Origin of the sequence: Streptomyces sp. NBC_01257 (genome assembly GCF_035917255.1) — a bacterium.
Lineage (GTDB): Bacteria > Actinomycetota > Actinomycetes > Streptomycetales > Streptomycetaceae > Streptomyces.
In genome coordinates this window covers 1100873-1126229 of record NZ_CP108472.1, presented here as the reverse complement: position 1 = coordinate 1126229, position 25357 = coordinate 1100873, and the positions used below count along the sequence as shown (strand labels likewise).

The following is a 25357-nucleotide window of genomic DNA, read 5'->3' as shown; positions in this document are numbered from 1 at the left end:
TGTCCATCGTAGGATCGGTTCCGGCGAACAGCCAAGGGACAGGACAGCAGCGGAAAAGTACGTGACTTCAGGAGACGGGGACGGAAGACCCCGGCATCCGGACCCGGCCTTTCCCCCCGTCCGTAGTTCCTCAGCACCGTGATCCGCCCCGTCCGGAAGGATTTCCATGACTGAGAACCACGACGCGATCGTCACCGACCCGAAGGCGGAGGAGGGCGGCGGCTGCCCGGTCGCCCACGGTCGTGCGCCGCACCCGACCCAGGGCGGCGGAAACCGCCAGTGGTGGCCGGAGCGGCTCAACCTGAAGATCCTCGCCAAGAACCCCGCCGTCGCCAATCCGCTCGGCGAGGAGTTCGACTACGCCGAGGCGTTCAAGACCCTCGACCTCCCGGCGGTGAAGCGGGACATCGCCGAGGTGCTGACGACCTCGCAGGACTGGTGGCCGGCGGACTTCGGCAACTACGGCCCGTTCATGATCCGGATGGCCTGGCACAGCGCCGGCACCTACCGGATCAGCGACGGCCGCGGCGGCGCCGGCGCCGGCCAGCAGCGCTTCGCCCCGCTCAACAGCTGGCCGGACAACGCGAGCCTCGACAAGGCCCGCCGACTGCTGTGGCCGGTCAAGAAGAAGTACGGCCAGAACCTCTCGTGGGCCGACCTCATCGTCCTCACCGGCAATGTCGCCCTGGAGACGATGGGCTTCAAGACCTTCGGCTTCGGCGGCGGCCGCGCGGACGTGTGGGAGCCCGACGAGGACGTCTACTGGGGTCCCGAGACCACCTGGCTGGGCGACGAGCGCTACTCCGGTGACCGGGAGCTCGAAAACCCCCTCGGCGCCGTGCAGATGGGCCTCATCTACGTCAACCCCGAGGGCCCCAACGGCACCCCGGACCCGCTCGCCGCGGCCCGCGACATCCGCGAGACGTTCCGCCGCATGGCGATGAACGACGAGGAGACGGTCGCGCTGATCGCCGGCGGCCACACCTTCGGCAAGACCCACGGCGCCGGCCCCGCGGACAGCGTCGGCGACGACCCGGAAGCCGCCCCCATGGAGCAGCAGGGCCTCGGCTGGCGGAGCACGTACGGCACCGGCAAGGGCGCCGACGCGATCACCAGCGGCCTGGAGGGGATCTGGACGAACACCCCCACCGCGTGGGACAACAGCTTCTTCGACATCCTCTTCGGCTACGAGTGGGAGCTGTTCAAGAGCCCCGCGGGCGCCCACCAGTGGCGGCCGAAGGAGGGCGCGGGCGCCGGCACCGTCCCGGACGCGTTCGACCCGGCCAGGACCCACGCGCCGACGATGCTGACGACCGACCTCTCGCTCCGGGTCGACCCGGCCTACGAGGAGATCTCGCGGCGCTTCCACGAGCACCCCGAGCAGTTCGCCGACGCCTTCGCCCGCGCCTGGTACAAGCTGACCCACCGTGACATGGGCCCGGTCGTCCGCTACCTCGGCCCGGAGGTCCCGGCGGAGACGCTGGTCTGGCAGGACCCGCTGCCCGCGCGGACGCACGAGCTCGTCGACGCCGGGGACACCGCGGCGCTCAAGGCCAAGGTCCTCGACTCCGGCCTGTCGGTGTCCGACCTGGTCTCCACCGCCTGGGCGTCCGCCTCCTCCTTCCGCGGCAGCGACAAGCGCGGCGGCGCCAACGGCGCACGCATCCGCCTCGAGCCGCAGAACGCCTGGGAGGTCAACGACCCGGACCGGCTCGCGACGGTGCTGCGCACCCTGCAGGGCATCCAGGAGTCCTTCAACTCCGCGCAGTCCGGCGGCAAGCAGGTCTCGCTCGCCGACCTCATCGTGATCGCGGGTGCCGCGGGCGTCGAGAAGGCGGCCGGGGAGGGCGGCTTCGACATCGAGGTCCCCTTCACCCCGGGCCGTGTCGACGCGTCGCAGGAGCAGACCGACGTGGAGTCGTTCGTCGAGCTGGAGCCGTCCGCCGACGGGTTCCGCAACTACCTCGGCAAGGGCAACCGCCTCCCCGCCGAGTACCTGCTGCTCGACCGGGCGAACCTGCTGACGCTCAGCGCCCCCGAGCTGACGGTCCTCGTCGGCGGTCTGCGTGTCCTGGGTGCCAACCACCAGCAGTCGTCGGTCGGTGTCCTCACCGAGAACCCCGGATCCCTGACCAACGACTTCTTCGTCAACCTGCTCGACCTGGGCACGACGTGGAAGTCGACGTCGGAGGACGCCACCACCTTCGAGGGCCGCGACGGCTCCGGCAAGGTGAAGTGGACCGGCAGCCGCGCCGACCTCGTGTTCGGCTCGAACTCCGAACTGCGCGCGGTCGCCGAGGTCTACGCGAGCGACGACGCGAAGGAGAAGTTCGTGAAGGACTTCGTCGCGGCGTGGGACAAGGTCATGAACCTGGACCGGTTCGACCTCGTCTGAGCACGACGCCCGGGCCGGTCCCGCACGGGACCGGCCCGGCGCCTGTGCTCCGGCACCGGGCCCGGAGCCTAGGCTTCCCTCGGCAGCCGGCACCGGCCCGACCCACCCAGGAGCGCACCTCATGTCCGACCCCGCCCGCAAGCACCCGTACCCCGATGCCCACCGGCCGGACGCATCACCCGCTCCGCACCCGCTGCTGGAGCCCCTGCTCGGATTCCTGGGCAACTGGACCGGCCGCGGCCGGGGGGAGTACCCGACGCTCTCCGAGGACTTCGGCTACGCGCAGGAGGTCACCTTCAGCCATGACGGAAGGCCCTTCCTCCACTACGAGGCGCGCGCCTGGCTGCTCGACGCGGACGGCCGGCCGCTGCGGCCGTCGGCCCGGGAGAGCGGCTGGTGGCGGATGCAGCCGGACGGCCGGGTGGAGGCGCTGATCACCCAGCCCACCGGCATCGCTGAGATCCTGACCGGTGTGGCGGCCGACGGCACGGCCGACCTCTCCACCCATCAGGTCGCCCTCGCCCCCACGGCCAAGCAGGTCGACGCCACGCGCCGCCGCTACACCCTGACGGACGACGGCACACTCGACTTCGTCCACGACCTCGCCGCCGTCGGACAGCCCCTCCAGCACCACCTCTCGGCGCAGCTCCGCCGCAGGGAAGGCGAGTAGAGGCGGTTCCCCGTCGCCGGCGGACTCAGCGCAGCGCCTGCGGCAGCTCCTCCCGGTGGACGATGCCCAGGCGTTGCGTGGCCCGGGTCAGGGCCACGTACAGATCACTCGTGCCGAACAGAGCGGGCTCCACGACCAGCACATGGTCGAATTCGAGCCCCTTGGCCTGGCGCGGGTCGAGCAGGACCACCCGTTGCGTCAGATCGGGTTCGGCGCCGGCCGTGAGCCCCGTCGACGGGACCGCGATCTCCTCGTGGAGCGCCCGCGGCGCGATGACCGCGAGCCTGCCCTCCTCTGGCGTCAGCTCCACCACCGCCCGCGCCACCGCGCCCGCCAGGTCGTCCCCGGCGTCCCGCAGCCACGGCGCCTCACCGGTGGACCGCACCGACGAGGGAGGCTCGAACGAGGGGTCGTGGGCGCGCAGCACCCGGGCCGCCAGCTCCATGATCTCGGCGGGCGTACGGTAGTTGACCCTCAGCGCCACATGCTCGAAGCGGTCACCGACGTACGGCTCCAGGATCTTCTCCCACGAGCCGACCCCGGCCTCCTCGGAGGTCTGAGCGGGGTCACCGACCAGCGTCATCGAACGGGTCGGTGACCTGCGCATCAGCAGCCGCCACGCCATCGGGGACAGCTCCTGCGCCTCGTCGACGATGATGTGCCCGAACGCCCAGGTGCGGTCCTCGGCCGCGCGCTCGGCCGCGCTGCGGTGATCGGCCTCCTCCTGCCGCTCCGCCATCCGTTCCGCGTCGATGATGTCGTGGGCGGCCAGGACCTCGGACTCCTCGTCCTCGAACTCGAACGACTCCGAGCCCCTCGACAGCTCCAGCACGCCCTGCGCGTACGCGATCCGCTCCTGGCGCCCGGCCTCGGCAGCCGCGCGCTCGGCGCTGTCGTCGACACCGAGGAGCTCCGCCACCTCGTCGAGCAGCGGTACGTCGGCGGGGGTCCAGCGCCCCGCGCCGGGCGCGCGCCGGATCGCCTCGGCGTCCTCCTCGGGTACGTAGACGGGGTGGTCCAGGTAGTCGGCGAGGACGTCCTGCGGAGTGAGGAACGGCCACAGCTCGTCGACGGCCCCGTGCACCGCCCCGCTGACCGCGACCCCCTTGCCCAGCTGGGCGATGTCGTCGGGGCCGAGGAAGTTGGGACCGCCGTACGGGTCGGCCCCGATGCGCTCCGTGAGCTGAGCCGTGAGGGCGTCGATGATCCGGAACGCGAAGTGCGGGCGGGCGAGGTTGTGCGGCAGCAGGGTGTCGCGGGCCGCCTGCCTGGCCTCGTAGGCGATCTCCCAGTCGAGGATCAGATCACCGTCGTCGTGCCGGATGACGAGCGGGGCACCCGGCTCGGGGAGCACCTGCCGGTCGCGGACGGCCAGGGCGAGCGCCTCCGCCATGGGCGCACCGCCCTTGACCGCGGCGGCGCGGGGCGTGTCCGTTCCGTCGGCGTGCACCCCGGGGAAGAGCTCGGCCTGGGTCGCGAGCAGGACACCGGTCTCGCCGAGTGCGGGCAGCACCTCGCCGATGTAGCTGAGGAAGGCCGGGTTGGGGCCCACGATCAGCACGGCACGCTTGGCGAGCAGCTCACGGTGCTCGAACAGCAGGAAGGCCGCCCGGTGCAGCGCCACGGCCGTCTTTCCGGTCCCGGGACCGCCCTCGACGACGAGCACACCGCGGTGCGGGGCGCGGATGATCCGGTCCTGCTCCGCCTGGATGGTCCGCACGATGTCGCCCATGCGGCCGGTGCGGGCCGAGTTCACGGCGGCGAGCAGCACGGTGTCGCCGCTCGGGTCCTCGAAACCGGTGCGCTGCCGGTCCCCGACGTCGAGGATCTCGTCGTGCAGCTCGGTGACGGTGCGGTCATCGGTCGTGATGTGCCGGCGCCGGCGCAGACCCATGGGCGTGTGACCGGTGGCGAGGTAGAAGGGGCGGGCGACCGGGGCACGCCAGTCGATCAGCAGCGGCGTGTGCGCGGTGTCGTCCTCACGGATTCCGATGCGGCCGATGTGGTGCGCGACGCCGTCGGAGAGATCGATGCGGCCGAAGCACAGGGAGCCGTCCACGGCGTTCAGGGCGGCGAGCAGCCCCGAGCGTTCGGCGACGAGCACATCGCGTTCGAGCCGGGCCTGCAGCCCGGTCCCGACCGGCGTCAGCGCGTCCTCGACGTGCTGGGCGGCGACTCCGCGCAGCGCGTCGACACGGTCGTAGAGCCGGTCGATGAATTCCTGCTCCTTCTGCAATTCGGCGCTTTCCCGAGTTGACAACATTGCTCCCTGGCGGATATGGTGTTTCTTAGTGGCCCCCAGTGTGGGGCCTTTTCTGTGTGCGCACAGAAACACTCAATATACTCGGGAAAATCCCCGGTCCGCAATTGCGGGCCGGGGATTTCTTGTGCCACGGGTGGTCCAGGTGGTGGCGTGGGGTTTGTTCCGGGTGCTGCTAGTCCCATTGGTTCTGGTTAATGAAGTGGCTGTAGGCGCGCCAGGAGTTGGGGCCCATGACGCCGTCGATGGGGCCGGTGTAGCCGTGGGTGGCGGCGAGGCGCTGGACGGCGGCCCAGGTGTTCGTTCCGGGTATTCCGTCGAGGGGTCCTGTGTAGCCCCAGTTCCGCATGTTCAGCTGGAGCGCGGCGTAGGTGTTGGGTCCCGGGACACCGTCGATCGGTCCGGTGTACCCGGACTGGATCCGCAGCCAGTTCTGCGTCCGCTGCCACATCACCGGACCCGGGACACCGTCCTGCTCCGTCGACGTCTTGGGCAGACCCCCGCCACCGCCCAGGTAGTTCAGCGGATTGACCCGGGTGCCGCCCGGGGTGATCAGGTGCCAGTGCACGTGCGGTCCGGTGGAACTCCCGGAGCCGGGGGCACCGACGGCGCCCCCGGAGTAGCCCACGATCCCTCCCTTGCCGACCGAGGTGCCGTTGGCCAGCAGGAACTGGGACAGGTGCATGTACTGCGTCCGGTAGCCGTCGCTGTGGGTGATGGTCACCGTGTGTCCGCCGGTGCCGTTGTCCGGGATGTTCGTGACGACTCCCGCGCCCGCGGCGGGCAGGGCGGTCCCGACGCCCATCCCGTAGTCGATCCCGCCCAGGGAGCCGTCGTCGAGGTGGTCCTGCCAGGTGCCGGTGATCCGGTAGCCGCTGAACGGGTTGTAGATGTCCAGCGCCTGGGCGGTGTTCCCCGAGAGCAGCACACCGCCGGCCGCCAGGCCGAACGTGGTGACCGATCCCCGCAGCAAGGTGCGCCGGCTTATGCCGGCCCTCGGCCGGATCTCCCGGCCGGCTTCGGACCCATGGTGATCGCACACAGCAACTCCCTTGATATGAGGGTGACTTGAGCTGACAGAGGGTGCGGGGCCACGGTAACCTACGCGCATAGATGTTGATAAGAACATGACACATGCACGGCGTACACGCCGTGCCGGCTGGATCCCCGACCCCACCGGAGGAGACATGCGCAGGAGAACCGTGATCCGCGGCGTCGTGGCGACCGCTCTGGCCCCGGCCGGAATCGTCCTGGCCACCGGCCGCCCGGCGCTCGCCGCGGCGGCGGATCTGGAGGGCGTCGACGTCTCGAACTACCAGGCCGGCATCGACTACGCCCGGGCCGCCGCCGAGGGCCGGCGGTTCGCCGTCGCCAAGGCCGGTGGCTGCCAGCTCGCCGAGGGCCCCTACACCACGTCCTCGTACGCCGGACATGTCGACGGCGCCCGTGCCGCCGGCCTGCGGGTGGGGCACTACTGGCTGTCGGGAGACTTCCTCGCCCCCGCTGCCGCCGCCGACTACTTCGTGGACCATCTGCACGACTACCGCGTCGGTGACGTCCTCGCCCTGGATGTCGAGGTGCTGGACGACTCGACCCGGCTGTGGAACGACACGGACGTGTCCGCTTGGTTCAACCGGGTCCGGGAGCGGGTCGGCAGCTACGTGCCCTGGTTCTACATCAGCACGGGCGCCCTGCGCGCCGGCACCTGGAGCCGCACGATCGCGTCCGGCGCCCACCTGTGGGCGGCATCCTGGGGGCCGAACAACGGCACCTGGCCGGGCGCGCCCGACCTGGGCGGCCGCTATCCGGACTGGGCGGCCCACCAGTACACCTCCGTGGGCTCCGCCGGGGGCGCCTCCCCCGTCGACCTCAACCTGGCCCGCGCATGGGCCTTCGACCTGACCGAACCGACCGATCCGCCGCCCGGTGGCGGGGGTCTGCCCAAGACGTCGACGGAGCAGGACGGTGTCCCGGGTCCGGTGATGTGGCAGCGGACGCAGAACTGGCTGCGGATCCAGTCCGGGTACACCGGACCGATCGACGGTGTCCCGGGACCCAACACCTACGCCGCGCTCCAGCTGAACATGCGGAACTGGGGCTACACAGGACCCCTCGACGGAATACCCGGAACGAACACCTGGGCCGCCGTCCAGCGCCTCGCCGCCACCCACGGCTACACCGGCCCCATCGACGGCGTCATGGGCCCCAACTCCTGGCGCGCCTACAGCCACTTCATCAACCAGAACCAATGGGACTAGCAGCACCCGGAACAAACCCCGCCCCCGAGGCGGCCGGCCCGTTCCGGTCGTGAGAACGGGAGCGGAACTGCCGGTGGGGCGGCGTGTCCGACGTGGGTGTCGGATGCGCCGCCCCGGGGGGTGGTTGGGGGTTACTTGGGGTCGTCGTTGAAGCGTGCGGTGGACCAGCGGTAGCCGAGGGTGGTGAGGGCGAGGCACCAGGCGAGGGTGAGCCAGCCGTTGTTGCCGATCTCGGTGCCGAGGAGGAGGCCGCGGAGGGTTTCGATGGCGGGGGTGAAGGGCTGGTACTCGGCGATGGGGCGGAACCAGCCGGGCATGGTGTCGACGGGGATGAAGGCGCTGGAGAGGAGGGGGAGCAGGATCATGGGGAGGGCGTTGTTGCTGGCGGCTTCGGCGTTGGGGCTGATGAGGCCCATGCCGACGGCGATCCAGGTGAACGCGGTGGCGAAGAGGACCAGGAGTCCGAAGGCGGCGAACCATTCCAGGACGGTGGCGTCGGTGGAGCGGAAGCCGATGGCGACGCCGACGGCGCCGACCAGGACGACGCTGGCGATGCATTGCAGGACGCTGCCCAGTACGTGGCCGATGAGGACGGATCCGCGGTGGATGGCCATGGTGCGGAAGCGGGCGATGATCCCTTCGGTCATGTCGTTGGAGACGGAGACGGCGGTGCCGATGGTGGTGGAGCCGATCGTCATGAGGAGCAGGCCGGGGACGATGTAGGCGATGTACTGGGCGCGGTCGGCGCCGCCGCCGCCGATGCCGGCGCTCATGACGTCGCCGAAGATGTAGACGAAGAGCAGGAGCAGCATGATCGGGGTGAGCAGGAGGTTGAGGGTGAGGGAGGGGTAGCGGCGGGCGTGCAGGAGGTTGCGGCGCAGCATGGTGTGGGAGTCGCGGACGGCCAGGGGCAGGGTGCTCATCGGGTGGTCTCCTGGGTCTGGTGCGGCAGCGCGCCGGTGGGGGTGGTGAGGGCGAAGAACACGTCGTCGAGGTCGGGGGTGTGGACGGTGAGTTCGTCGGCGTGGATGTGGTGGGTGTCCAGGTGGTCCAGGAGGGTGCGCAGGGCGTGCTGGGTGCCGTCGTTGGGGATGTGGAGGGTGAGTGCTTCGTCGTCGTGGGTTGCCTGGGTGAGGGTGTGGGCGGCGGTGCGGTAGGTGGTGGGGTCGGTGAAGCGGAGGCGGACGTGGCCGCCGGGGACGATGCGTTTGAGTTGTTCGGCGGTGCCTTCGGCGGCGATTTTGCCGTTGTCGAGTACGGCGATGCGGTCGGCGAGTTCGTCGGCTTCGTCGAGGTACTGGGTGGTGAGCAGGACGGTGACGCCGGTGGTGACGAGGCTGCGGATGATGCCCCACATGGTGTGGCGGGAGCGTGGGTCCAGGCCGGTGGTGGGTTCGTCGAGGAAGATGATGCGGGGGCTGCCGACCAGGGTCATCGCGATGTCCAGGCGGCGTTTCATGCCGCCGGAGTAGGTGGAGGCGGGCTTCTTCGCGGCGTCCACCAGGTCGAAGCGTTCCAGGAGTTCGGCGGTGACGCGCCGGCCATCGGCCCTGGTGAGGTGGTGCAGGTCCGCCATCAGGAGCATGTTCTCCTCGCCGGTGATCAGACCGTCCACGGCGGAGAACTGGCCGGTGACCCCGATCGCGGCACGCACGGCCTGCGGCTCGGTGGCCAGGTCGTGGCCCCCGACCCGGATCTCCCCGGACCCGGCGCCCGCCGACACCAGAGACGACAGGATCTTCACCGCCGTCGTCTTGCCGGCCCCGTTCGGACCCAGCAACGCGAACACAGTTCCCTCGGGGACGGTCAGGTCGATGCCGTCCAGTACGAGTTTGTCGCCGTAGGACTTGCGCAGCCCGCTCACGGTGATGGCCGGGATGGTCATGGGAGTTGCTCCTTCGGAGGCTTGCTGGGGGTCAGTTGCTGCGGGCGGTGATGTCGCCGTGCGCGGTGATCGCGCGGATGGTGAGGTCCGGGGCGCCCGCGGTGTTCATGAGCGAGTTGTGGATCCGGCCGTAGGTGGTGCCGGCGTCCAGTGACGCGGAGACTCCGCGGGCGGCGCCGACGGAGATCCCGCCGGACATGGTGCTCAGTTCGACCGCTCCGCCGAGGGCCTCGGTGATGTGGATGTCGCCCTTCTGGGTGCTGATCCGCGCGGGGCCGCCCAGTCGGCCGACCGTGACGTCACCGGCCTGCACGGTGAGGCGGGCGCTCGCGGCCTCGTCCAGCTTGACCGTGGCCTGTGCGCCTTCGAAGACGACGTCTCCGAGCCGTCCGACGCCCCGGAACTCGGCGGCCGCCGCCTTCGCCTCGACGCGGGAGCCGGCCGGCAGCTGAACGGTCACCTCGACGGATCCGGAGGTGCCGATGATCCGGTTGTTCGTCGGTGCGGCCTCGATGCGCAGGACGCCGTCGGCGTACGCGACGGTGATCTGCTCCGCGGCCTTCGCGTCACGGCTCTTCGAGGAGTCGGCGGGAAGAACCTCGACCGTGGTGTCGGACCGGTCGGCGGCGATGAACCGGACCTGCCCGGCGGGGATGTCCAGGACGGTGGAGACGGGGGTGGGGGTGGCGAACTTCTGCATGGTGCGCTCCTTGGAATCACTGTTTCCGATGAGAGAAACGCTACGTTGCGTTCATGGTTCGCACAACGCAGATGTTGCGTCAGATCCCGGTAATCGCAGGTCAGATGGCGAATTTCATTGCAACGCTCTGACGGCTAACGCAACAGGAGCAGTAGCGTTCGTTGCAATGGAATGAACGTGAACGCTATGCTCGGGCGGCACGGGCCACGCCGGACCGTGAACGGGACCATGAAGGGGATCGCGATGCCGGGAGGCAGGCTCACTCAGCAGGAGCGTCAGCAGATCGGGCTCGGTCTCGCCGACGGCCTTCCGTACGCGGAGATCGCCCGGCGCCTCGACCGGCCGACCTCGACCGTGACCCGCGAGGTGATGCGCAACGGCGGCCCCACCGCCTACCGGGCCGACCTCGCCCACCGCGCCACCGAACGCCGCACCCATCAGCGCAGGCAGAGCGCCGAACCCCGTGGGCGGCAGGCGCTTGCGCAGCCCCACGGGCGCGACGCCGAGGCCGTGCGCGAGTACGAGGAGGTGTTCGCCGCCGTCCTCATGCAGTCGGGCCTGTCCAACAAGATGATGTCCCGGGTCCTGGTCTGCCTCTACACCACCGACTCGGGCAGCCTCACCGCGGCCGAACTCGTGCAGCGCCTCCAGGTCAGTCCGGCGTCCATCTCCAAGGCGATCACGTTCCTCGAGAGCCAGGGCCTCGTCCGCCGGGAGCGCGACGAACGCCGTCGCGAGCGCTACATCGTCGACGACGACGTCTGGTACCAGTCGATGATGGCCAGTGCCCGGGCCACCGCCCAACTCGTCGAGACCGCACGGCAGGGCGTCGGTGTCCTCGGCGCCGACTCCCCGGCCGCGGTCCGCCTGGAGAACATCGCGCGCTTCCTGGACTTCGTGAACGAGGGCATAACGCGCTCCGCCGAGCAGGCCCGCGAAGTCCTCTACGCGAACGCGAAGCCGGAAGCCGATCCGGACGAGGAGTAGGAAGGGCCGCTCGACAGGGAATCGATGCCGCTCCTATCATCGCGGCACGACATCGCGTGCCGGTCACCGACCGGGTGAGGCATGGAGGTGTCCGTGAGATGCCTTCGGAGGCATTCCACTGTGTCTGTCGAGTTGAACCACACGATTGTCCACGCCCGGTCCAACCGGGAATCCGCCGAGTTCCTGGCGAACCTGCTCGATCTCGAAGTGGGTACCGAGTGGGGCCCGTTCATCCCGGTCTCGCTCAGCAATGGCGTCACCCTGGACTTCGCCAGCATTCCGGCCGAGTCCATCGCCCCGCAGCACTACGCCTTCCTCATCGGGGACGATGAGTTCGACGCCGCGCTGCGGCGCATCCAGCAGGCGGGGATCACGTACTACGCGGATCCGCACCTCAAGCAGCCGGGTGAGATCAACCTCCACCACGGCGGGCGCGGCCTGTACTTCATGGATCCCGCAGGTCATGGCATGGAGATCATCACGCGGCCGTACGGGAGTCACGAAGCGACGCCTGCGGCGTCGTAGCCGGCGCCACCACCGCCACCGTTCGCCCCCGAAGACCCGCCGACCCGTCCGTCGACGGGTCTTCGGGGGTCCCGGTGCGCGAAACCGCATACTCATGGAGTTGAGTAGTCATATTATTGAGTACGTGGTTCCGTGGCCGGTGAGGGGAAAGAAGGCGGCTCATGCCGATCGGTGAGTACCTGCGTTATGTCGCCCTCGGCGACAGTCAGACCGAAGGGCTCGGTGACGGTGACGACGCCACCGGACTCCGTGGCTGGGCCGACCGGTTCGCCGAGCACGTCGCGGCCGTCAACCCCGGTCTCCAGTACGCCAACCTGGCCGTGCGAGGACGTGTCGCCGGTCAGGTCCGCGCAGAACAGCTGGGGCCCGCGCTGGCCCTGGAGCCCGACCTGGCCACCGTCGTCGCCGGGGTCAACGACCTGCTCCGGCCGAGATTCGATGCCGCGGAGGTGGCCGGGCAGGTGGAGGAGATGTTCGCCGCGCTCACGGCCACCGGGGCGCGGGTGGTGACCCTGACCTTCCCCGACGTCGGGAAGATCGCGCCCCTGGCCCGGCCCGTCAGGCCGCGGGTGGAGGAGCTCAACACCCGCATCCGCGCCGCGGCCGCCCGCCACGGGGTCGCGGTCGCCGAGACCGCCCTGCACGCCGTCGCCACCGACCGGCGCCTGTGGAGCACGGACCGGCTCCACGCCAGTCCCCTCGGTCATGCGAGGATCGCCGCGGCCGCCGCCCAGGCCATCGACCTGCCGGGGAGCGACGGCACGTGGACGGACCCGCTGGCCCCGACGGCCGTTCCCTCCGGCCTGCAGTCCGCAGCGGCCGAACTGCGGTGGGCGGCCGGATTCCTCGGCCCCTGGCTCGGACGCCGTCTGCGCGGCCGCTCCTCCGGTGACGGCCGCACCGCGAAACGCCCCCTGCTGCTCCCCGTGGGCGCCGTTTCCTGAGGCCTGCCGCAGCTGTCTCCGACCGCCGTTGTCAGTGGTCGCACGTAGGTTCAGTGGTGTCCCCGCCGGAGTGACGGGGACACCCCCTGGGTGCAAAGGAGATGGTGCGTTGTCGGACTGGGAGAGGTCGAGTACGGCACGGGTGACCGCACCCGCGCGGCCACGCAAACTGGCCAAGGTCCCGTTCGTCGAGCTGGCCGGCGGACGTCTGCAGGGCGTGGTGTCGAGCGGCTCGGACATCGGACGGGTCTACGTCTCGTCGGTCGCGGCCGGCAGCTACGCATTCGCCTGCAGCACCAACAACAACCGGCCCTGCGGGGGCGCACGGGGTTCGTTCTGCAATCACATCCGGGCGCTGGTCGGCGAGGCCGTGCTGCAGTACGGTGCCGAGCGCGTCGCCCGCTACCTGAAGGTGGAGACCGCCGACGGGGAGCCGAGCGCGCAGTCCGTCGAGGCCGGCATGAGCGCCACCCGTCCCGTGCAGGCGGAGACCAAGGACGCCGCCCCCGTCTTCAGCCGCTTCCTGCGCCACCTGGCGTACCTGGAACTCGCGCCCAGCGCGGAGCCGTTGCCGGAGATGCACTGGTTCCCGCCCACCCGGGCGGTGGCGTGATGCGCACCGCTTCGCTGCTCGAAACCGTTCCCGGACTCGACGAGGCACTGGCGGCCGTCGACGCCTTCGACGCCGCGCTCGCCGCCGGTCTGCTCCGTCCCCGGCCGGACACGGCCGCCGGCCTGGCCGACCTCGCCCGCGCCGTCGCGGGCACCCCGCTGGCGGCCCGGGTCGTCGAGGCCGCGGGCAGGACCGCGGACGGATCCGCGGGCGAGGACGACTTCGTCGCCCTCGCGGCCGCCCGCACCGCCCTGCTCGGATCCGTCCACGACGCCCTGATGAACCGCGTCGAGGAAGCGACGGGCAGGCCGAGCGGCGAGGACGCCGCACCGGCGACCGAGGACCGGCCGGCCGTGAATCTGCTGACCGCCGCCCGCTCCTGGCTGGCCGACCTGGCCCGTGCCGGATGGCAGGGCATGGACCATGACCTGGTCGCGGGAGCGGCGCCCGTCGTCTCCGCCATGCTTCCGGACCCGTCGATGCGCCGCCTCGCGACCCTGCTCGACGGTTTCGCCGCCGAACTCGCCGCGTCCTGCCCGGGTGCGGCGCTGGAGCGCGTACCGGCCCGGCGCTGGGCCGATCTGTGGGGGCGCGCGATGCTGCTGACCCTGCCGGGTGCTGCCGCGGCCACGGCGACGGGCACCGCCACCGGGCGCCTCCTTCCCCTCGGCGTCGACCTCCACGAGCACGCCACCGCCGTACAGGCCCAGGTCCACGCGGTGTTCGAGCCCGCCGACGGCAGCACACCGCGCCTGGTGCGGGCCGGAATCGCGGTGCCGAAACCCGACACCGTGGTCGGCGCGGGGCTCTGGCAACTGCTCCGACCGCACATGTCGCTCCTGACTGCCGTCGGAGAGGGCCGCTCGATGGAACTCACCGCCATGCCGGTCACCGGCGAGGGCGACCTGATCTGGAGCGACGCCCACGCCCGCACGGGCGAACCCGCCGACCCCTTCGTCACGGCCAGGGTCGCCCTGCCCGTCGCGGCCGACGCGGTCACCGCACCCCTGGACCGCCACCCGGCACGCATCGCCGTGCCGGTGTTCCTTGAGGGATACAGCGCGCAACAGGCGGACGGGGCAATGGCGTTCACCGTCGCGGGTCATCCGCTCGCGGTCGACACCGATCGCATACCGGCCGCCGGGCCGCTGACGCCCGAAGCCGTCGCGGCATCCGGCGCATGCATCGCGCTGCTGCGCTGGGACGCCGGCGCCTACCGGCTCCAGCCGCTGGCCGTCGAGACGACCGTACGGAAGAAGGCCGTCGCGCTCCACGCCGGAGGCTGGGCCGGGGGCACGAGCGACAAGGCCGGAGCCAGGGCCGAGAAGGCCGCAACCGACGCCGTCGCCGTGCTCCGGGAGCGGGCGGGAAGGCTGCTGCGGAAATGACGGACCGACCGACCGGCCTGCCGGACCCGTCCGCCTCGCCGCGCACCGCCGAGGCCGACCCGCACGAGAACCGTCGCCAGGTGCTGTACTGGCGGCTCCTCGCCCGGCTCTTCGACCCCGAGGAGCAGCCCGCACTGGAGTCGGCGAGCCTGGCCGTCGTGGAGGACCTCGGGCTGCCGTCCGCACTGCTCGACCCGCAGACCTCCGTCGACTCGGTCGTGCAGCGCCACCCCGAGCTGGCCGACGAGTTCGACGGACTGATGGCCCCGGAGCCCGACGGCGACAGAGACAGCGACAGCAGTGCCGACGCGGACGGAGAGGGTGTACGGGACCGGGCCGCGGAGGTACGGCGAGCGGCACTGGTGTCGAAGGTTCTCCTCAACGTCTTCTCCTCCGGCTCCGGCACGGTCACCGCCGGACAGCTGGCGCGCTGGCAGTCCGACGCGGGATGGCTGGAGCGCGCGCTCGGCTGCGCACCCGGCGAACTGCGGGGCGGCCGCGGCGGAGGAGGACGCTCCGGGCACGGCACCCCCGGCCTCGACCGGCTGATCCCGGTGATCGGGCCGGAGCTCGGCGCGCTGGAGGCCGACCTCGTCAAGCGGATGCGCCTGCGCGAGGTGCTGGCCGACCCCGTGCTCGCGGCCCGGCTGACCCCCAGCATGTCGCTCATCGAGCAACTGCTGCGGGACAAGAGCAACCTCTCGGGCATCGCCCTGGCCAACGCCAAGGCCCTGATCCGCCGCTTCGTCGACGAGGTAGCCGAGGTGCTGCGGACCCAGGTGGAGAAGTCCACGGCGGGAGCCGTCGACCGCTCCGTCCCGCCCAAGCGGGTGTTCCGCAACCTCGACCTCGACCGCACGATCTGGAAGAACCTCACCAACTGGAGCCCGGAGGAGGAGCGGCTGTACGTCGACCGCCTCTACTACCGGCACACCGCACGCAGGACGACACCCCAGCGGCTGATCGTCGTCGTGGACCAGTCGGGCTCGATGGTCGACTCGATGGTGAACTGCACCATCCTCGCCTCGGTCTTCGCCGGGCTGCCCAAGGTGGACGTCCACCTCATCGCGTACGACACCCAGGCGCTCGACCTCACGCCCTGGGTGCACGACCCCTTCGAGACCTTGCTGCGCACCAAGCTCGGCGGGGGCAACGACGGACCCGTCGCGATGGCGATGGCCCGGCCGAAGATCACCGATCCCCAGGACACGGTGATGGTGTGGATCTCCGACTTCTACGAGTTCGGCCGCTCCCAGCCGCTCTTCGAGGGCATCGAGGCCGTCCACCGGTCCGGAGTGAGGTTCATCCCCGTCGGGTCGGTCACCAGCTCCGGCCGCCAGGAGGTCAACCCCTGGTTCCGTGAGCGGTTCAAGGCCCTCGGCACGCCGGTCCTCTCCGGCCACATCAGCAAGCTCGTCCACGAGCTCAAGACTTTTCTCGCCTAGAAAGGGACTCCCATGTCCGACCTGCTGCGCGCCCCCGCCGAGATCAAGTACGCCGAGGAACTGGCCTGGCTCGAGTCCGTCGACGACAACCCCAAGCCCTTCTCCTGGCGGCTCTCCCCGAAGATGGTCCGCCTGTTCATCCTGGGCTCCGAGCGTTCCGACAACCTCGACCGGGAGATCTCCCAGAAGTGGTACGGCGACCGCAGTTTCGTCGAGCGCTCCATCGTCACCCTGGCATCCGACCGCGGACTGCTGCTCATCGGCGACCCCGGCACGGGCAAGAGCTGGCTGGCCGAGCTGCTGTCCGCCGCCATCTGCCGCAACTCCACCCTGGTCGTGCAGGGCACCGCCGGCACCACCGAGGACCACATCAAGTACTCCTGGAACGTCTCCATGGTCATCGCCAAGGGGCAGTCACGGGACTCCATGATCCCCTCGCCGATCATGACGGCGATGGAATCCGGCGCGATCGGCCGTTTCGAGGAGCTGACCCGCTCCACCAGCGACGTCCAGGACGCGCTGATCTCCATCCTGTCCGAGAAGTACATCTCCGTGCCCGAACTGGACAGCGACAACATCGTCTTCGCCAAGCCCGGGTTCTCCGTCATCGCCACGGCCAACAGCCGCGACCGGGGCGTCAACGACCTCTCCTCGGCGCTCAAGCGCCGCTTCAACTTCGTCCGCATCCCGGTGGTGACGAACAAGAAGAGCGAGGCGGAGATCGTCCGCTTCCGCACCGAGGAACTGCTGCGCCGCCACAGCATCGAGCTCGACGTGCCGCCGACGCTCCTGGACGTGCTCCTGCAGAGCTTCGCCGACCTGCGGGCCTCCGCCGCCGCGGCCGGCAGCGACGACGAGAAGCTGGAGTCGGCCCTGTCCACCGCCGAGCAGATCGGCGTGCTGGAGGACGCCGTCCTGCACGGCGACTTCTTCGGGGAACGTGATCTGACCGCCCGGACCCTGGCGTCCTCGCTCGTCGGTTCACTGGCCCGGCGCGACCCCGAGGACCTGGCCATCCTCAACAAGTACCTGCACGGCGTCGTCGAACCGCGCAGCAAGGAGGAGGGCGGGCCCTGGCCCGAGTTCCTGGAGGGCGGCCGCGACGCGATCGCCACCCTGTCGTGACCGGCCCGCACGAGCGCGGCTTCCAGGAGCTGCGCACCCAGTTGCAGGAGGCCGCCGCGACGTTCGCCGACGGTCCCGACGCACTGGAGAGCATCCTCCTCGGCATCGTCGACGACGTCGACCGTGCCGTGCGTGAGCCCCTGGAGATCTTTCCCGTCTGTCACCACTCACCCGCCTCGGCGCTCGCGATGGCGCGCCGCCTGCGGGAGAAGCAGCCGAAGGTGATCTACCTGGAGCTGTGCGAGGACATGGCGCCGCTGCTGACCGAACTGCGCAACTGCAGACTCCCCGTGGCCGTCCAGGCGTTCGCCAGCGAGATCGACGGCTTCCCGGCGGACTGGGCACCGCTGTCCGTGGTCGCCCCCATCACCGAGGCCTCGGCCGAGTACCAGGCGATCGCCTACGCACTGGACACACCGGGTGTCGAACTGGTCCTCGTCGACCGTTCCTCGGACCACGTCTACCAGTGGGACGCCCGAGCGGAGACGCCCGGCACGGAGCCGGACGGGAGGGACGACACCGACAGCGCGGACACGTCCGCGGGCTCCGGCACACCGTCCGCGGCCGAGGAGGAGGCGGGCCTGCACGGCGACGCGGTCGGCGTCGGCATCGGTGACCTCCGGCCCCGCTTCGCCGAACTGGAGGCGCACCTGCTGCGTCACGGCAAGGTGCGGCACTGGTCGGAGTGGTGGCACCAGTACGTGGAACTGCCGCTGGGCGAGGGCGACCACGACACCTACCGCCAGGTCATGCTCCTCATCGGCAGCCTCTTCCGCCACCTGGCACCCGGCGACCCGCACCGGGTCCGGGTGGACGAGGACCGCGAACGCCACATGTGGACGCGGATGCGCGAACACCTGGCCGCGACCGGGACGGCCCCCGCCGACTGCCTGTACGTCTGCGGCGCCTTCCACGCGGCCAGCCGGGTCGCGGAGTTCGGCGTGCACGGCACCGACACCTTCGAGATCGGCCCCCGCACGGCCACGAAGTGGCAGCACGGACTCATCCCGTCCAGCCACGCGGCGATCGAGGCACAGTTCGGCCTCGCCGGCGGATCGGTGTCGATCGCCGCGACGCTCTGGGCGAAGAACCTCCGGCGCACCCGCGTGGAGCCGTACCGGCTGGCCGGGCAGACGGGAGCGAAGAAGCCGAAGAAGTCCGTGACCGCGCGGGTTCCCGGACCGGCGGCCGAACCCTCCGACAAGCTGTCCGGTTTCCTGCGCAGGCCGCCCGTCCTGGACCGGCTCGACGAGGCCGAACTGCTCGGCTGGTGCGTGGAGATCGTGCGCGCGGCCCGCCGCAACGGCTATCTCGCGTCCACCGCCGACGCCATCGCCGTCTTCGAGACGTCGATCCTGCTGGCCGGCATGCGGGACCGGGCCAGGCCGACGCCGTACGACTTCCAGGACGCGGCCGTCACCTGCATCGAGAAGGACACCGTGCCCGGCCGGCGCGATGTGCGCCGCCTGGTGGAGATCATGATGGGCGGCGACCGGGTCGGCCGGGTCGGCTACGACGCCCTGCCCCCACTGGCACGCGACGTCCACGACCGTCTCGCGGCCCTGGAGCTGAAGCTGGAGCAGCGCGGTGTGCAGCGGGCCCTCCTCGACATCGCCGGCCGGCCCGAGCTGGAGCGGTGCTCCGACGTCCTGTGGATGCTGCGCCGGCTGATGCCACCGGGAGCCGCCCGGCCGATCATGGGCGAGCGGAGCCTGGGGGAGCGGTCCCTCCAGGAGTCGTGGGACCTCGCCCTCGGCACGCACCAGCGCGCGCTCATCGAGCTCGGCTACGAGGGCGTCAGCCTCGAACAGGTCCTGGAGCAGCGGTTGCGCCGTGCGGCAGGTGCCGCGCAGGCCACCGCGGCGACCGTCCTGGAGACCGTCGAGGACGCGACGCTGTATCTGCGCAGCCGCCGCCTCGCCGACGAGCTCGGCAGCCGCGCGCTTGAGGTGCTGTCGGCCGAGCGCACGGTCGACGGGGCACCGGAGGTACTGCGCCGGGTGCGCCGCCTGCTGGCGTACTACCGCACCAGCGAGCCGGTCCTGCCGCCGTGGATCGAGTCCTTCGTCAAGGCCGGGTACGCGCACTACTGCACCCTGCTGCCGACGTCGTTCACCGACGACGACGCCACCGTGCGTCAGGTGGCGGCGATGCTCGGCTTCCTGTTCAGCATGGAGGGCCTGGCGCTGTCCCTGGGCTGCGACCGCGCCCAGCTCCGGCTGGCCCTGGCCCAGTCGCACCCGCGTGACCCGTCGAGGACGGCGCTGCTGTGGGCGGCGCAGGTCCACCTCGGGCACCTCTCCCGCACCGAGCTGCGGTCGACGTGCGACGAACTGCTGGGCAACTCCCTGGTGGTGCCCGCCTACCCGCGCTACCTCAGCGGCTTCGTGCATGCCCTGGAACCCGTCCCGGGCCTCGCGGACTTCGTGGTGGAGGCGGTGTCGCAGGCGTTCGGACGGCTGCCCGACCCGGTGCTGCTGCCCTGGCTGCCGACGCTCGTCACGACGCTGCGCGCGGGTGGCGCCGATCTGGCGCCGCTGCTCATCCGCGAGGCCGGCCGGACCTTCCCCGGGCGTCTCGCGGAGCTGGACGCCTGGGTGCCGCCGTGGCGGGCGGAGGCGCGGCAGCAGACCGTGCCGGCGGTGAGGGGCGGGGACGGCGCCGGTGGCTGCACGCTGCTCGCCGCCCACCCCGCGACCTGCGACGCGGTGGCAGGGCTGCTGGGCTGCGAGGGCACGTGGGAAGACTCCGGGCCCGGCGGCCAGGAGGGCGTGGCACTCGTCGGCCGTCACCCGGACACCGCGCGGGCGCTGGAGGCGCTGCTGGCGGGCTAGGGGCTGGTCCGCAGGTCAGCCTGCCGGCCCGTATGTCCGAGGTGCTCGACCTCGCCCTGCTCCGTCCAGCGCGCCTGGTCCCCCGTGCGGTACATCCGGGCCGCGGCGGGGCCGAAGGGGTCGGCGACGAACCGGGACGCGGTCGGCCCCGGGCGGTTCAGATAGCCGTCGGCCACCTGTCGTCCCGCCACGTACAGATCGCCGGGCACTCCGGGCGGGCAGGGCCGCAGCGCCGCGTCGAGCACGTACAGCCGGGTGTTCCACACCGGCTGTCCGATCGGCACCGGCCCGCGGCCCTCCCTCCCGCAGGTGTGGAAGCCGACGTCGACGGCCGCCTCCGCCGGTCCGTGGAGGCGGTGCAGCGCGATGTGCGGCAGCCCGCGCCCGAAGGCGTTCGCGGTCTCCCGGGGCAGGACCTCCCCGCTGCACAGGACGTGGCGCAGACCCGCGCAGAGACCGAGGTCGTCCGCGGCCAGGAGGTCCTGGAGTGCGGACGGCGTCAAGTGGCAGACGGTGACGGACCGTTCATGGACCAGCCGGGCCAGCCGGCCGGGGTTCTCGTGGCCTTCGTCCGGCCCGGGGACGACCAGCGTCGCGCCGGCCCGCAGCGGCCAGAAGAGCTCCCGGACGGACATGGCGGACGACGCGGGAGCCAGTTGGAGCACCCGGTCGTCCGCCGTCAGTCCGTGGACGTCCTGCATCCAGCGGAGCCGGTTGTCGACCGCGCCGTGTGACACGACGACGCCGTCCGGCCGGCCCGTGGGCCCCGAGGGGTAGCTGACGTACGCGGGGTGTGCGGGCGTCAGCGGGCGCGCCGGATCGCACCACGGATACCCGGACACGTCGAGGCCCTCCAGGACCACGCGCTCGGGGCCCGGCCCTGCGGGGAGACGGTCCGCACGGTCGGTGACGACACAGACGGGAGCCGCGTCCCGCAACAGGTACTCGATCCGCTCCGCCGGGTGCTCCGGGCCGAGCGGAAGATACGCGGCCCCCGCCTTCAGCACGGCGAGCAGCGAGACGACCAGCTCCACCGAGGGCGGCACCGCCACCCCCACCACGGCCCCCGGCCGGGCACCCAGGGTGCGCAGATGCCGGGCCAGCCGGTTGGCGCGGGTGTTCAGCTCCGCGTAGGTGAGGGAGACGTCCCCGCACAGGAGCGCGATGGCGTCCGGTGTGCGGGCGACCTGTGCCTCGACCGGGCCGATCAGGGTCGTCGGCGGCAGAGCGCGGTCCGTGCGGTTGAACTGGTCCGTCATGAGGGCGTGTTCGTCGGGTGTGGCGATGCCGAGCGCGGCCAGCGGGGTGTGCGGGCCCGACTCCGTCAGCTGTTCCACGAGATGCAGGAAGCGCTCCCGGTGCGCGGTCGGCGCGGCCCCGTCGGCCAGGGCCGGACCGCCGTCGTGATCGATGCGCGGAGAGCGCCGGACGTCCTCGTGGCGGTGGATCCCGCGCACGCCCAGCACGACCTGGCGCACCAGCTCGGCGAAGCTCGCACCGGGACTGACGGTCAGCCGCAGCGGAACGACGTGTGCCACCCGGTCCGGCACCTCCGGCACCTCTGGGACCGGCCCCGGCACCCCGAGCACCACCTCGGAACGGGCCGTGGCGCGGGAGGTGTAGAGGGCCTGCGCGGCGATCAGCACCTCGGGCGAGGTCGCGCGCAGGCGGGTGGCCAGTTCCCGTACCCCTTCCGTCGCCCGCGGACCGAGCGGAGCTCTCCGAAGCGGGGGCATCCGGCTCAGATCTCCTTCAGGAGTGCGTCGGTGCTGGTCACGACCGCACAGCGGCCCGCGGCCCAGCGCAGCGCCATGTCATGGTCCGCGCGCGAGAAGTCGGCGACGGCATCGGCCACGACGAACGCGCGGATGTCCCGCATCCAGGCGTCGGCAGCACTCATGAGCACCCCGATGTGTGCGTACACACCGGTGATCACCAGCTGGTCGCGGCCCGACTCCCGTATCAGGGAGTCGAGTTCGGTACGGACGAACGCGCTGTACTTCCACTTGGTCAGCACCGTGTCGCCCGCCGCCGGGGCCACGCACTCCGGCATGGCCAGGGCCTCGGCGTCGTCGGCGGCGCCGAGGCCCCAGAAGTCGAGCTGGAGGCCGCGCTCCTCGGCGGACTGGCCGCCGCGCTGCGCCGAGTAGACCACCGGCACGCCGGCACCGCGGCACGCCTCGATGATCCGTGCCGTGTTCTCCAGCATCCCGGTCAGCGGCTGCTCGCCCGCGCGGTACGCGCCGAGGAAGTGGTTCTGGAGGTCGTGGACGAGCAGGACGGCGCGCGCCGGGTCAGCGGTCCAGGCGACCCGGTTCACGGGGAGTTCGTCCGCGCCCGGCAGGGGATAGGGGGCGATGGCGGGGAGTGCCATGGGGGTGTGCCTTTCAGTGCCGGTCGGAGCGGGCTTCGTGCGGAGCAGGAGCAACGACAGGGGCAGGGGCGGGGCCAGTAGCAGAGCCAGGGTCGGGAGCGGCGCCGGAGCGGAGTCCCTTCTTGCTGACCTTCCCGATCCCCGTCTGCGGGAAGGCGTCGACGAACTCGACCACGTCGGGGATCTTGTACGCGGCGACTCCGCGCTCGCGCACGAGGCGCTTCACGGCGACGGCGGCGAGCGGTTCGGCGCCGGCGCGCAGGATCACGTACGCGAGTGTGCGTTCCCCCAGATACGTGTCGGCGATCCCGACCACCGACACGTCGTGCACGGAGGGATGACCGAGGATGATGTTCTCGATCTCCTCCGGCGCGACCTTCTCGCCGCCCCGGTTGATCTGGTCCTTCGCCCGGCCCTCGACCACGAGGCTGCCGTTCGCCGTGCGGCGCACGATGTCGCCGGTCCGGTAGAAGCCGTCCTCGGTGAACGCCGTCCTGTTGTGCTCGGGGGCGCGCCAGTAGCCGCGGATGGTGTACGGGCCCCGGGTCAGCAGGTGCCCGAAGTCCCCCTCGGCGACCTCCTGTCCGGCGTCGTCCACGATGCGGATCTCGTCGTCTTCGGAGATCGGCCGCCCCTGCGTGGTGACCACGGTCTCGTGGTCGTCGTCCAGCCGCGTGTAGTTGACGAGCCCCTCCGCCATCCCGAAGACCTGCATGAGCCGGCAGCCCAGCGCGGGCTCCAGCCGGCGGGCCGCCGCCTCGCTGTACTTGGCGCCGCCGACCAGGACCAGTTCCAGACTCGACAGATCGTGTGCCGTGCCCGCGGCGGCCTCCGTCCACAGCAGGGCGAGTGGTGGAACCATCCCGGTCATGGTGACGCGCTCCTGCGCGACGAGCGGGAACGCGCTCCCCGGATCGGGGCGCGGACACAGGACGACCGTGCCGCCCGCGTACAGGGCACCGAGCCAGCCCGGCGAACTCATCGGGAAGTTGTGCGCGGCCGGCAGCACCACGAGGAACCGGGTGTCCTCGTCGACGCCGCAGATCTCGTTGGAGCCACGAAGCGAGTAGATGTAGTCGTCGTGCGTGCGCGGGATGAGTTTGGGCACCCCGGTCGTGCCGCCCGACAACTGGAGGAACGCCAGATCGTGCGGGGCCGGCCCGTCCGTCTCCCGGTCCGGGTCCCCGGAGCACGGCACATCGGACAGGGCAGTGTGCTCGCCCGGCTCGCCGACGACGAACACGTGCTTCAGGCTCGGGGTCCGCGCCCGCACGGTGGTTGCCAGCGCGCGGTGGTCGAAGCCGGCGTGCCGGTCCGGGATCACATAGGCGACGGCCTCGGTGAACGAGCAGAAGTAGCCGATCTCCGTCTCGCGGTGGGCGGGCAGCGCGAAGACCGGCAGCGCACCGATCCGGAACAGGGCGAACACGACCTCGACGAACTCGGCGACGTTGGGCAGCTGGACGACGACCCGGTCGCCGCTGGAGATGCCGCGCGCCGTGAACCCGGCGGCCAGCCGGGCCGCGCGCTCGTCGAGTTCGGCGTACGTCCAGGCGCGGCGCCCGTTCGCGGGGTCGACGACCGCGACGCGGTCACCGTGGGCGGCGGCGCGCTCCCGGAGCACGCCGGTGAAGGTCTCGCCGCGCCAGTGCCCCGCCGCGCGATAGCGCTCGGCGAAGGCGGCGGGCCAGGTGGGGGCGTCGGTCCGCGGGCCGGTGCTCACAGTGCGGCCCCCACGGCGCTGAGGAAGGTGCGGAACTTCGCACCGGTCTCCGCGGTCTCCGCCTCCGGCGACGAAGCGGCCACCACACCGGCGCCGGCGAACAGCCGCAGCGAGCGCCCCTCCGCCTCCGCGCAGCGGATCGTCACGACCCACTCGCCGTCGCCGTCCGCGTCCTGCCAGCCGACCATGCCGGTGTAGGCGCCGCGGTCGAAGGGTTCCGACTCCGCGATGACGGCGCGGGCCACATCGGTCGGGGTGCCGCACACCGCGGGCGTCGGATGCAGCGAGGCGGCGAGGTCGAGGGAGGAGACGCCGGGGTCCGCGAGCGTGCCGGTCACGGTCGTCGACAGGTGCCACATCGCCGCGGTCCGTACGAGTGTGGGGTGTGCGGGGACGTCCAGGCTCACGCAGAAGGGGGCGAGGGACTCGCGCACGGCGTCGACGACGACGGCGTGTTCGTGCAGGTCCTTGGGGGACTCGAGCAGTGCGGCCGCGCGCCGCACGTCCTCGGCCAGATCATTGCTGCGCGGTGCGGAACCCGCGAGGGGGTTCGCCGTGAGCCGGCCGGCTCGACGGGCGACGAGGAGTTCGGGGCTGGCCCCGATCAGCGTGCGGTCCGGGCCGGTGGGAACGGCGAAGGTGTAGCCCTTCGGATCGTGCTGCGCCAGCCGGCGCAGCATGGCGGCCAGGTCGAGGTCGCGCGAGGACGTCAGTTCCAGGGTGCGGGCGAGGACCACCTTGTCGAACTCGCCCGCGCGCATCCGCCGGACCGCCGATGAGACCGCCGCGGCGTACGCGCCGGGCTCGGGGACCTCCCGGGTCTGCCAGGTGCCGGGTTCGGCGGACGGGCCGGGAATCGCGATCAGCGGGTCGTCGCACAGGGCCGGTGCCCGGCGCACCGATCTCGGGACCGCGAGCGAGGGCGGGGCGTCCGGGGCGAAGGGCAGTGCGCCCATGACGATCGGTGCGGGATCCCCGGCCCGCCGCCGCGTTTCGAGCACTTCCCGGACACGTACGCCCAACGGCCGTGAGTCATCCGGGACTTCGGCGGAGGTGCCGGTGCCGAGCAGGGTGTGACGGGCCGAGGCGAGGAATCGGTCGCTGCCGGGCCGGTAGGCGTCCAGCAGCGCGGTGGCCGCGCCGGGGGAGACGTGCGGTGCGGGGAGCGGGACGGCCCGGTCGGGGGCGGTGGGAACGCGCAGTGAGGCAGACATGTCTTCTTGTCTCCAGT

The 25357-nt window shown here is 71.5% G+C and carries 20 protein-coding genes; 11 read left to right on the top strand and 9 right to left on the bottom strand.

Annotation, left to right across the window (positions count from 1 at the left end):
• The first annotated feature begins 166 nt into the window (after positions 1-166).
• Positions 167-2395 carry a catalase/peroxidase HPI gene (gene katG, locus OG408_RS04940; protein WP_266775811.1) on the top strand — a complete coding sequence of 743 codons (2229 nt, stop codon included), beginning with the start codon at positions 167-169 and terminating at the stop codon, positions 2393-2395.
• 121 nt (positions 2396-2516) lie between these two features.
• Positions 2517-3065, top strand: coding sequence for an FABP family protein (locus OG408_RS04935; protein WP_285566768.1), 549 nt, complete (start codon positions 2517-2519; stop codon positions 3063-3065).
• Between the two features lie 25 nt (positions 3066-3090).
• On the opposite strand, the gene OG408_RS04930 is transcribed toward OG408_RS04935, so the two are convergent.
• Both OG408_RS04930 and OG408_RS04925 read right to left on the bottom strand, forming a co-directional pair.
• Positions 3091-5301 carry a HelD family protein gene (locus OG408_RS04930; protein ID WP_285566766.1) on the bottom strand — a complete coding sequence of 737 codons (2211 nt, stop codon included), beginning with the start codon at positions 5299-5301 and terminating at the stop codon, positions 3091-3093.
• A gap of 199 nt (positions 5302-5500) precedes the next feature.
• A complete protein-coding gene (locus tag OG408_RS04925; protein WP_266775803.1) occupies positions 5501-6298 on the bottom strand; it encodes a peptidoglycan DD-metalloendopeptidase family protein in 798 nt (265 codons plus the stop codon).
• Between the two features lie 214 nt (positions 6299-6512).
• On the opposite strand from OG408_RS04925, the gene OG408_RS04920 reads away from it, so the two are divergent.
• The gene (locus OG408_RS04920) at positions 6513-7583 is read left to right on the top strand and encodes a GH25 family lysozyme (RefSeq protein WP_266775805.1); all 1071 of its coding nucleotides are present in this window, start codon (positions 6513-6515) and stop codon (positions 7581-7583) included.
• A 131-nt stretch (positions 7584-7714) separates the two neighbouring features.
• Here OG408_RS04920 and OG408_RS04915 read toward each other — a convergent pair whose 3' ends face one another.
• From OG408_RS04915 to OG408_RS04905, 3 genes are read right to left on the bottom strand one after another with little or no spacing between them, the layout of a single operon-like run.
• Positions 7715-8506: an ABC transporter permease gene (locus OG408_RS04915; protein ID WP_326668427.1), complete on the bottom strand. Its 792-nt coding sequence runs from the start codon at positions 8504-8506 to the stop codon at positions 7715-7717.
• The gene (locus OG408_RS04910; RefSeq protein ID WP_326668425.1) at positions 8503-9468 is read right to left on the bottom strand and encodes an ATP-binding cassette domain-containing protein; all 966 of its coding nucleotides are present in this window, start codon (positions 9466-9468) and stop codon (positions 8503-8505) included. The genes OG408_RS04915 and OG408_RS04910 overlap by 4 nt, the downstream gene beginning before the upstream one ends.
• A 31-nt stretch (positions 9469-9499) precedes the next feature.
• Positions 9500-10168: a DUF4097 family beta strand repeat-containing protein gene (locus OG408_RS04905; protein ID WP_326668423.1), complete on the bottom strand. Its 669-nt coding sequence runs from the start codon at positions 10166-10168 to the stop codon at positions 9500-9502.
• Positions 10169-10411: 243 nt separating this feature from the next.
• Between OG408_RS04905 and OG408_RS04900 the strand changes: the two genes are divergently transcribed.
• The 8 genes from OG408_RS04900 (at position 10412) to OG408_RS04865 (ending at position 20029) form a co-directional block, all read left to right on the top strand.
• Positions 10412-11155 (top strand): helix-turn-helix domain-containing protein, encoded by a 744-nt coding sequence (locus OG408_RS04900; protein WP_285569103.1) that lies wholly within the window; start codon positions 10412-10414, stop codon positions 11153-11155.
• A 120-nt stretch (positions 11156-11275) separates the two neighbouring features.
• The gene (locus tag OG408_RS04895) at positions 11276-11680 is read left to right on the top strand and encodes a VOC family protein (RefSeq protein WP_266775795.1); all 405 of its coding nucleotides are present in this window, start codon (positions 11276-11278) and stop codon (positions 11678-11680) included.
• Positions 11681-11841: 161 nt separating this feature from the next.
• Positions 11842-12624: an SGNH/GDSL hydrolase family protein gene (locus OG408_RS04890; RefSeq protein WP_326668421.1), complete on the top strand. Its 783-nt coding sequence runs from the start codon at positions 11842-11844 to the stop codon at positions 12622-12624.
• Positions 12625-12733: 109 nt separating this feature from the next.
• The gene (locus OG408_RS04885; protein ID WP_266785967.1) at positions 12734-13237 is read left to right on the top strand and encodes a hypothetical protein; all 504 of its coding nucleotides are present in this window, start codon (positions 12734-12736) and stop codon (positions 13235-13237) included.
• Positions 13207-14625: a hypothetical protein gene (locus OG408_RS04880; RefSeq protein ID WP_326674473.1), complete on the top strand. Its 1419-nt coding sequence runs from the start codon at positions 13207-13209 to the stop codon at positions 14623-14625. The genes OG408_RS04885 and OG408_RS04880 overlap by 31 nt, the downstream gene beginning before the upstream one ends.
• Positions 14622-16070: a VWA domain-containing protein gene (locus OG408_RS04875; protein WP_326668420.1), complete on the top strand. Its 1449-nt coding sequence runs from the start codon at positions 14622-14624 to the stop codon at positions 16068-16070. Before OG408_RS04880 ends, OG408_RS04875 begins: the two co-directional genes overlap by 4 nt.
• 12 nt (positions 16071-16082) lie before the next feature.
• The gene (locus OG408_RS04870) at positions 16083-17195 is read left to right on the top strand and encodes an ATP-binding protein (RefSeq protein ID WP_266775789.1); all 1113 of its coding nucleotides are present in this window, start codon (positions 16083-16085) and stop codon (positions 17193-17195) included.
• The gene (locus tag OG408_RS04865; protein WP_326668418.1) at positions 17192-20029 is read left to right on the top strand and encodes a hypothetical protein; all 2838 of its coding nucleotides are present in this window, start codon (positions 17192-17194) and stop codon (positions 20027-20029) included. Before OG408_RS04870 ends, OG408_RS04865 begins: the two co-directional genes overlap by 4 nt.
• Here OG408_RS04865 and OG408_RS04860 read toward each other — a convergent pair.
• From OG408_RS04860 to OG408_RS04845, 4 genes are read right to left on the bottom strand one after another with little or no spacing between them, the layout of a single operon-like run.
• Positions 20026-21765, bottom strand: coding sequence for an amino acid adenylation domain-containing protein (locus tag OG408_RS04860; protein WP_326668416.1), 1740 nt, complete (start codon positions 21763-21765; stop codon positions 20026-20028). The genes OG408_RS04865 and OG408_RS04860 overlap by 4 nt on opposite strands.
• Positions 21766-21770: 5 nt before the next feature.
• Positions 21771-22403 carry an isochorismatase family protein gene (locus OG408_RS04855; protein WP_326668414.1) on the bottom strand — a complete coding sequence of 211 codons (633 nt, stop codon included), beginning with the start codon at positions 22401-22403 and terminating at the stop codon, positions 21771-21773.
• Between the two features lie 13 nt (positions 22404-22416).
• Positions 22417-24126, bottom strand: a complete 1710-nt coding sequence (locus tag OG408_RS04850; protein WP_326668412.1) for a (2,3-dihydroxybenzoyl)adenylate synthase — start codon at positions 24124-24126, stop codon at positions 22417-22419.
• Entirely contained in the window at positions 24123-25340 is a 1218-nt protein-coding gene (locus OG408_RS04845; protein ID WP_266775781.1) for an isochorismate synthase, read from the bottom strand. The genes OG408_RS04850 and OG408_RS04845 overlap by 4 nt, the downstream gene beginning before the upstream one ends.
• Positions 25341-25357: the final 17 nt, after the last annotated feature.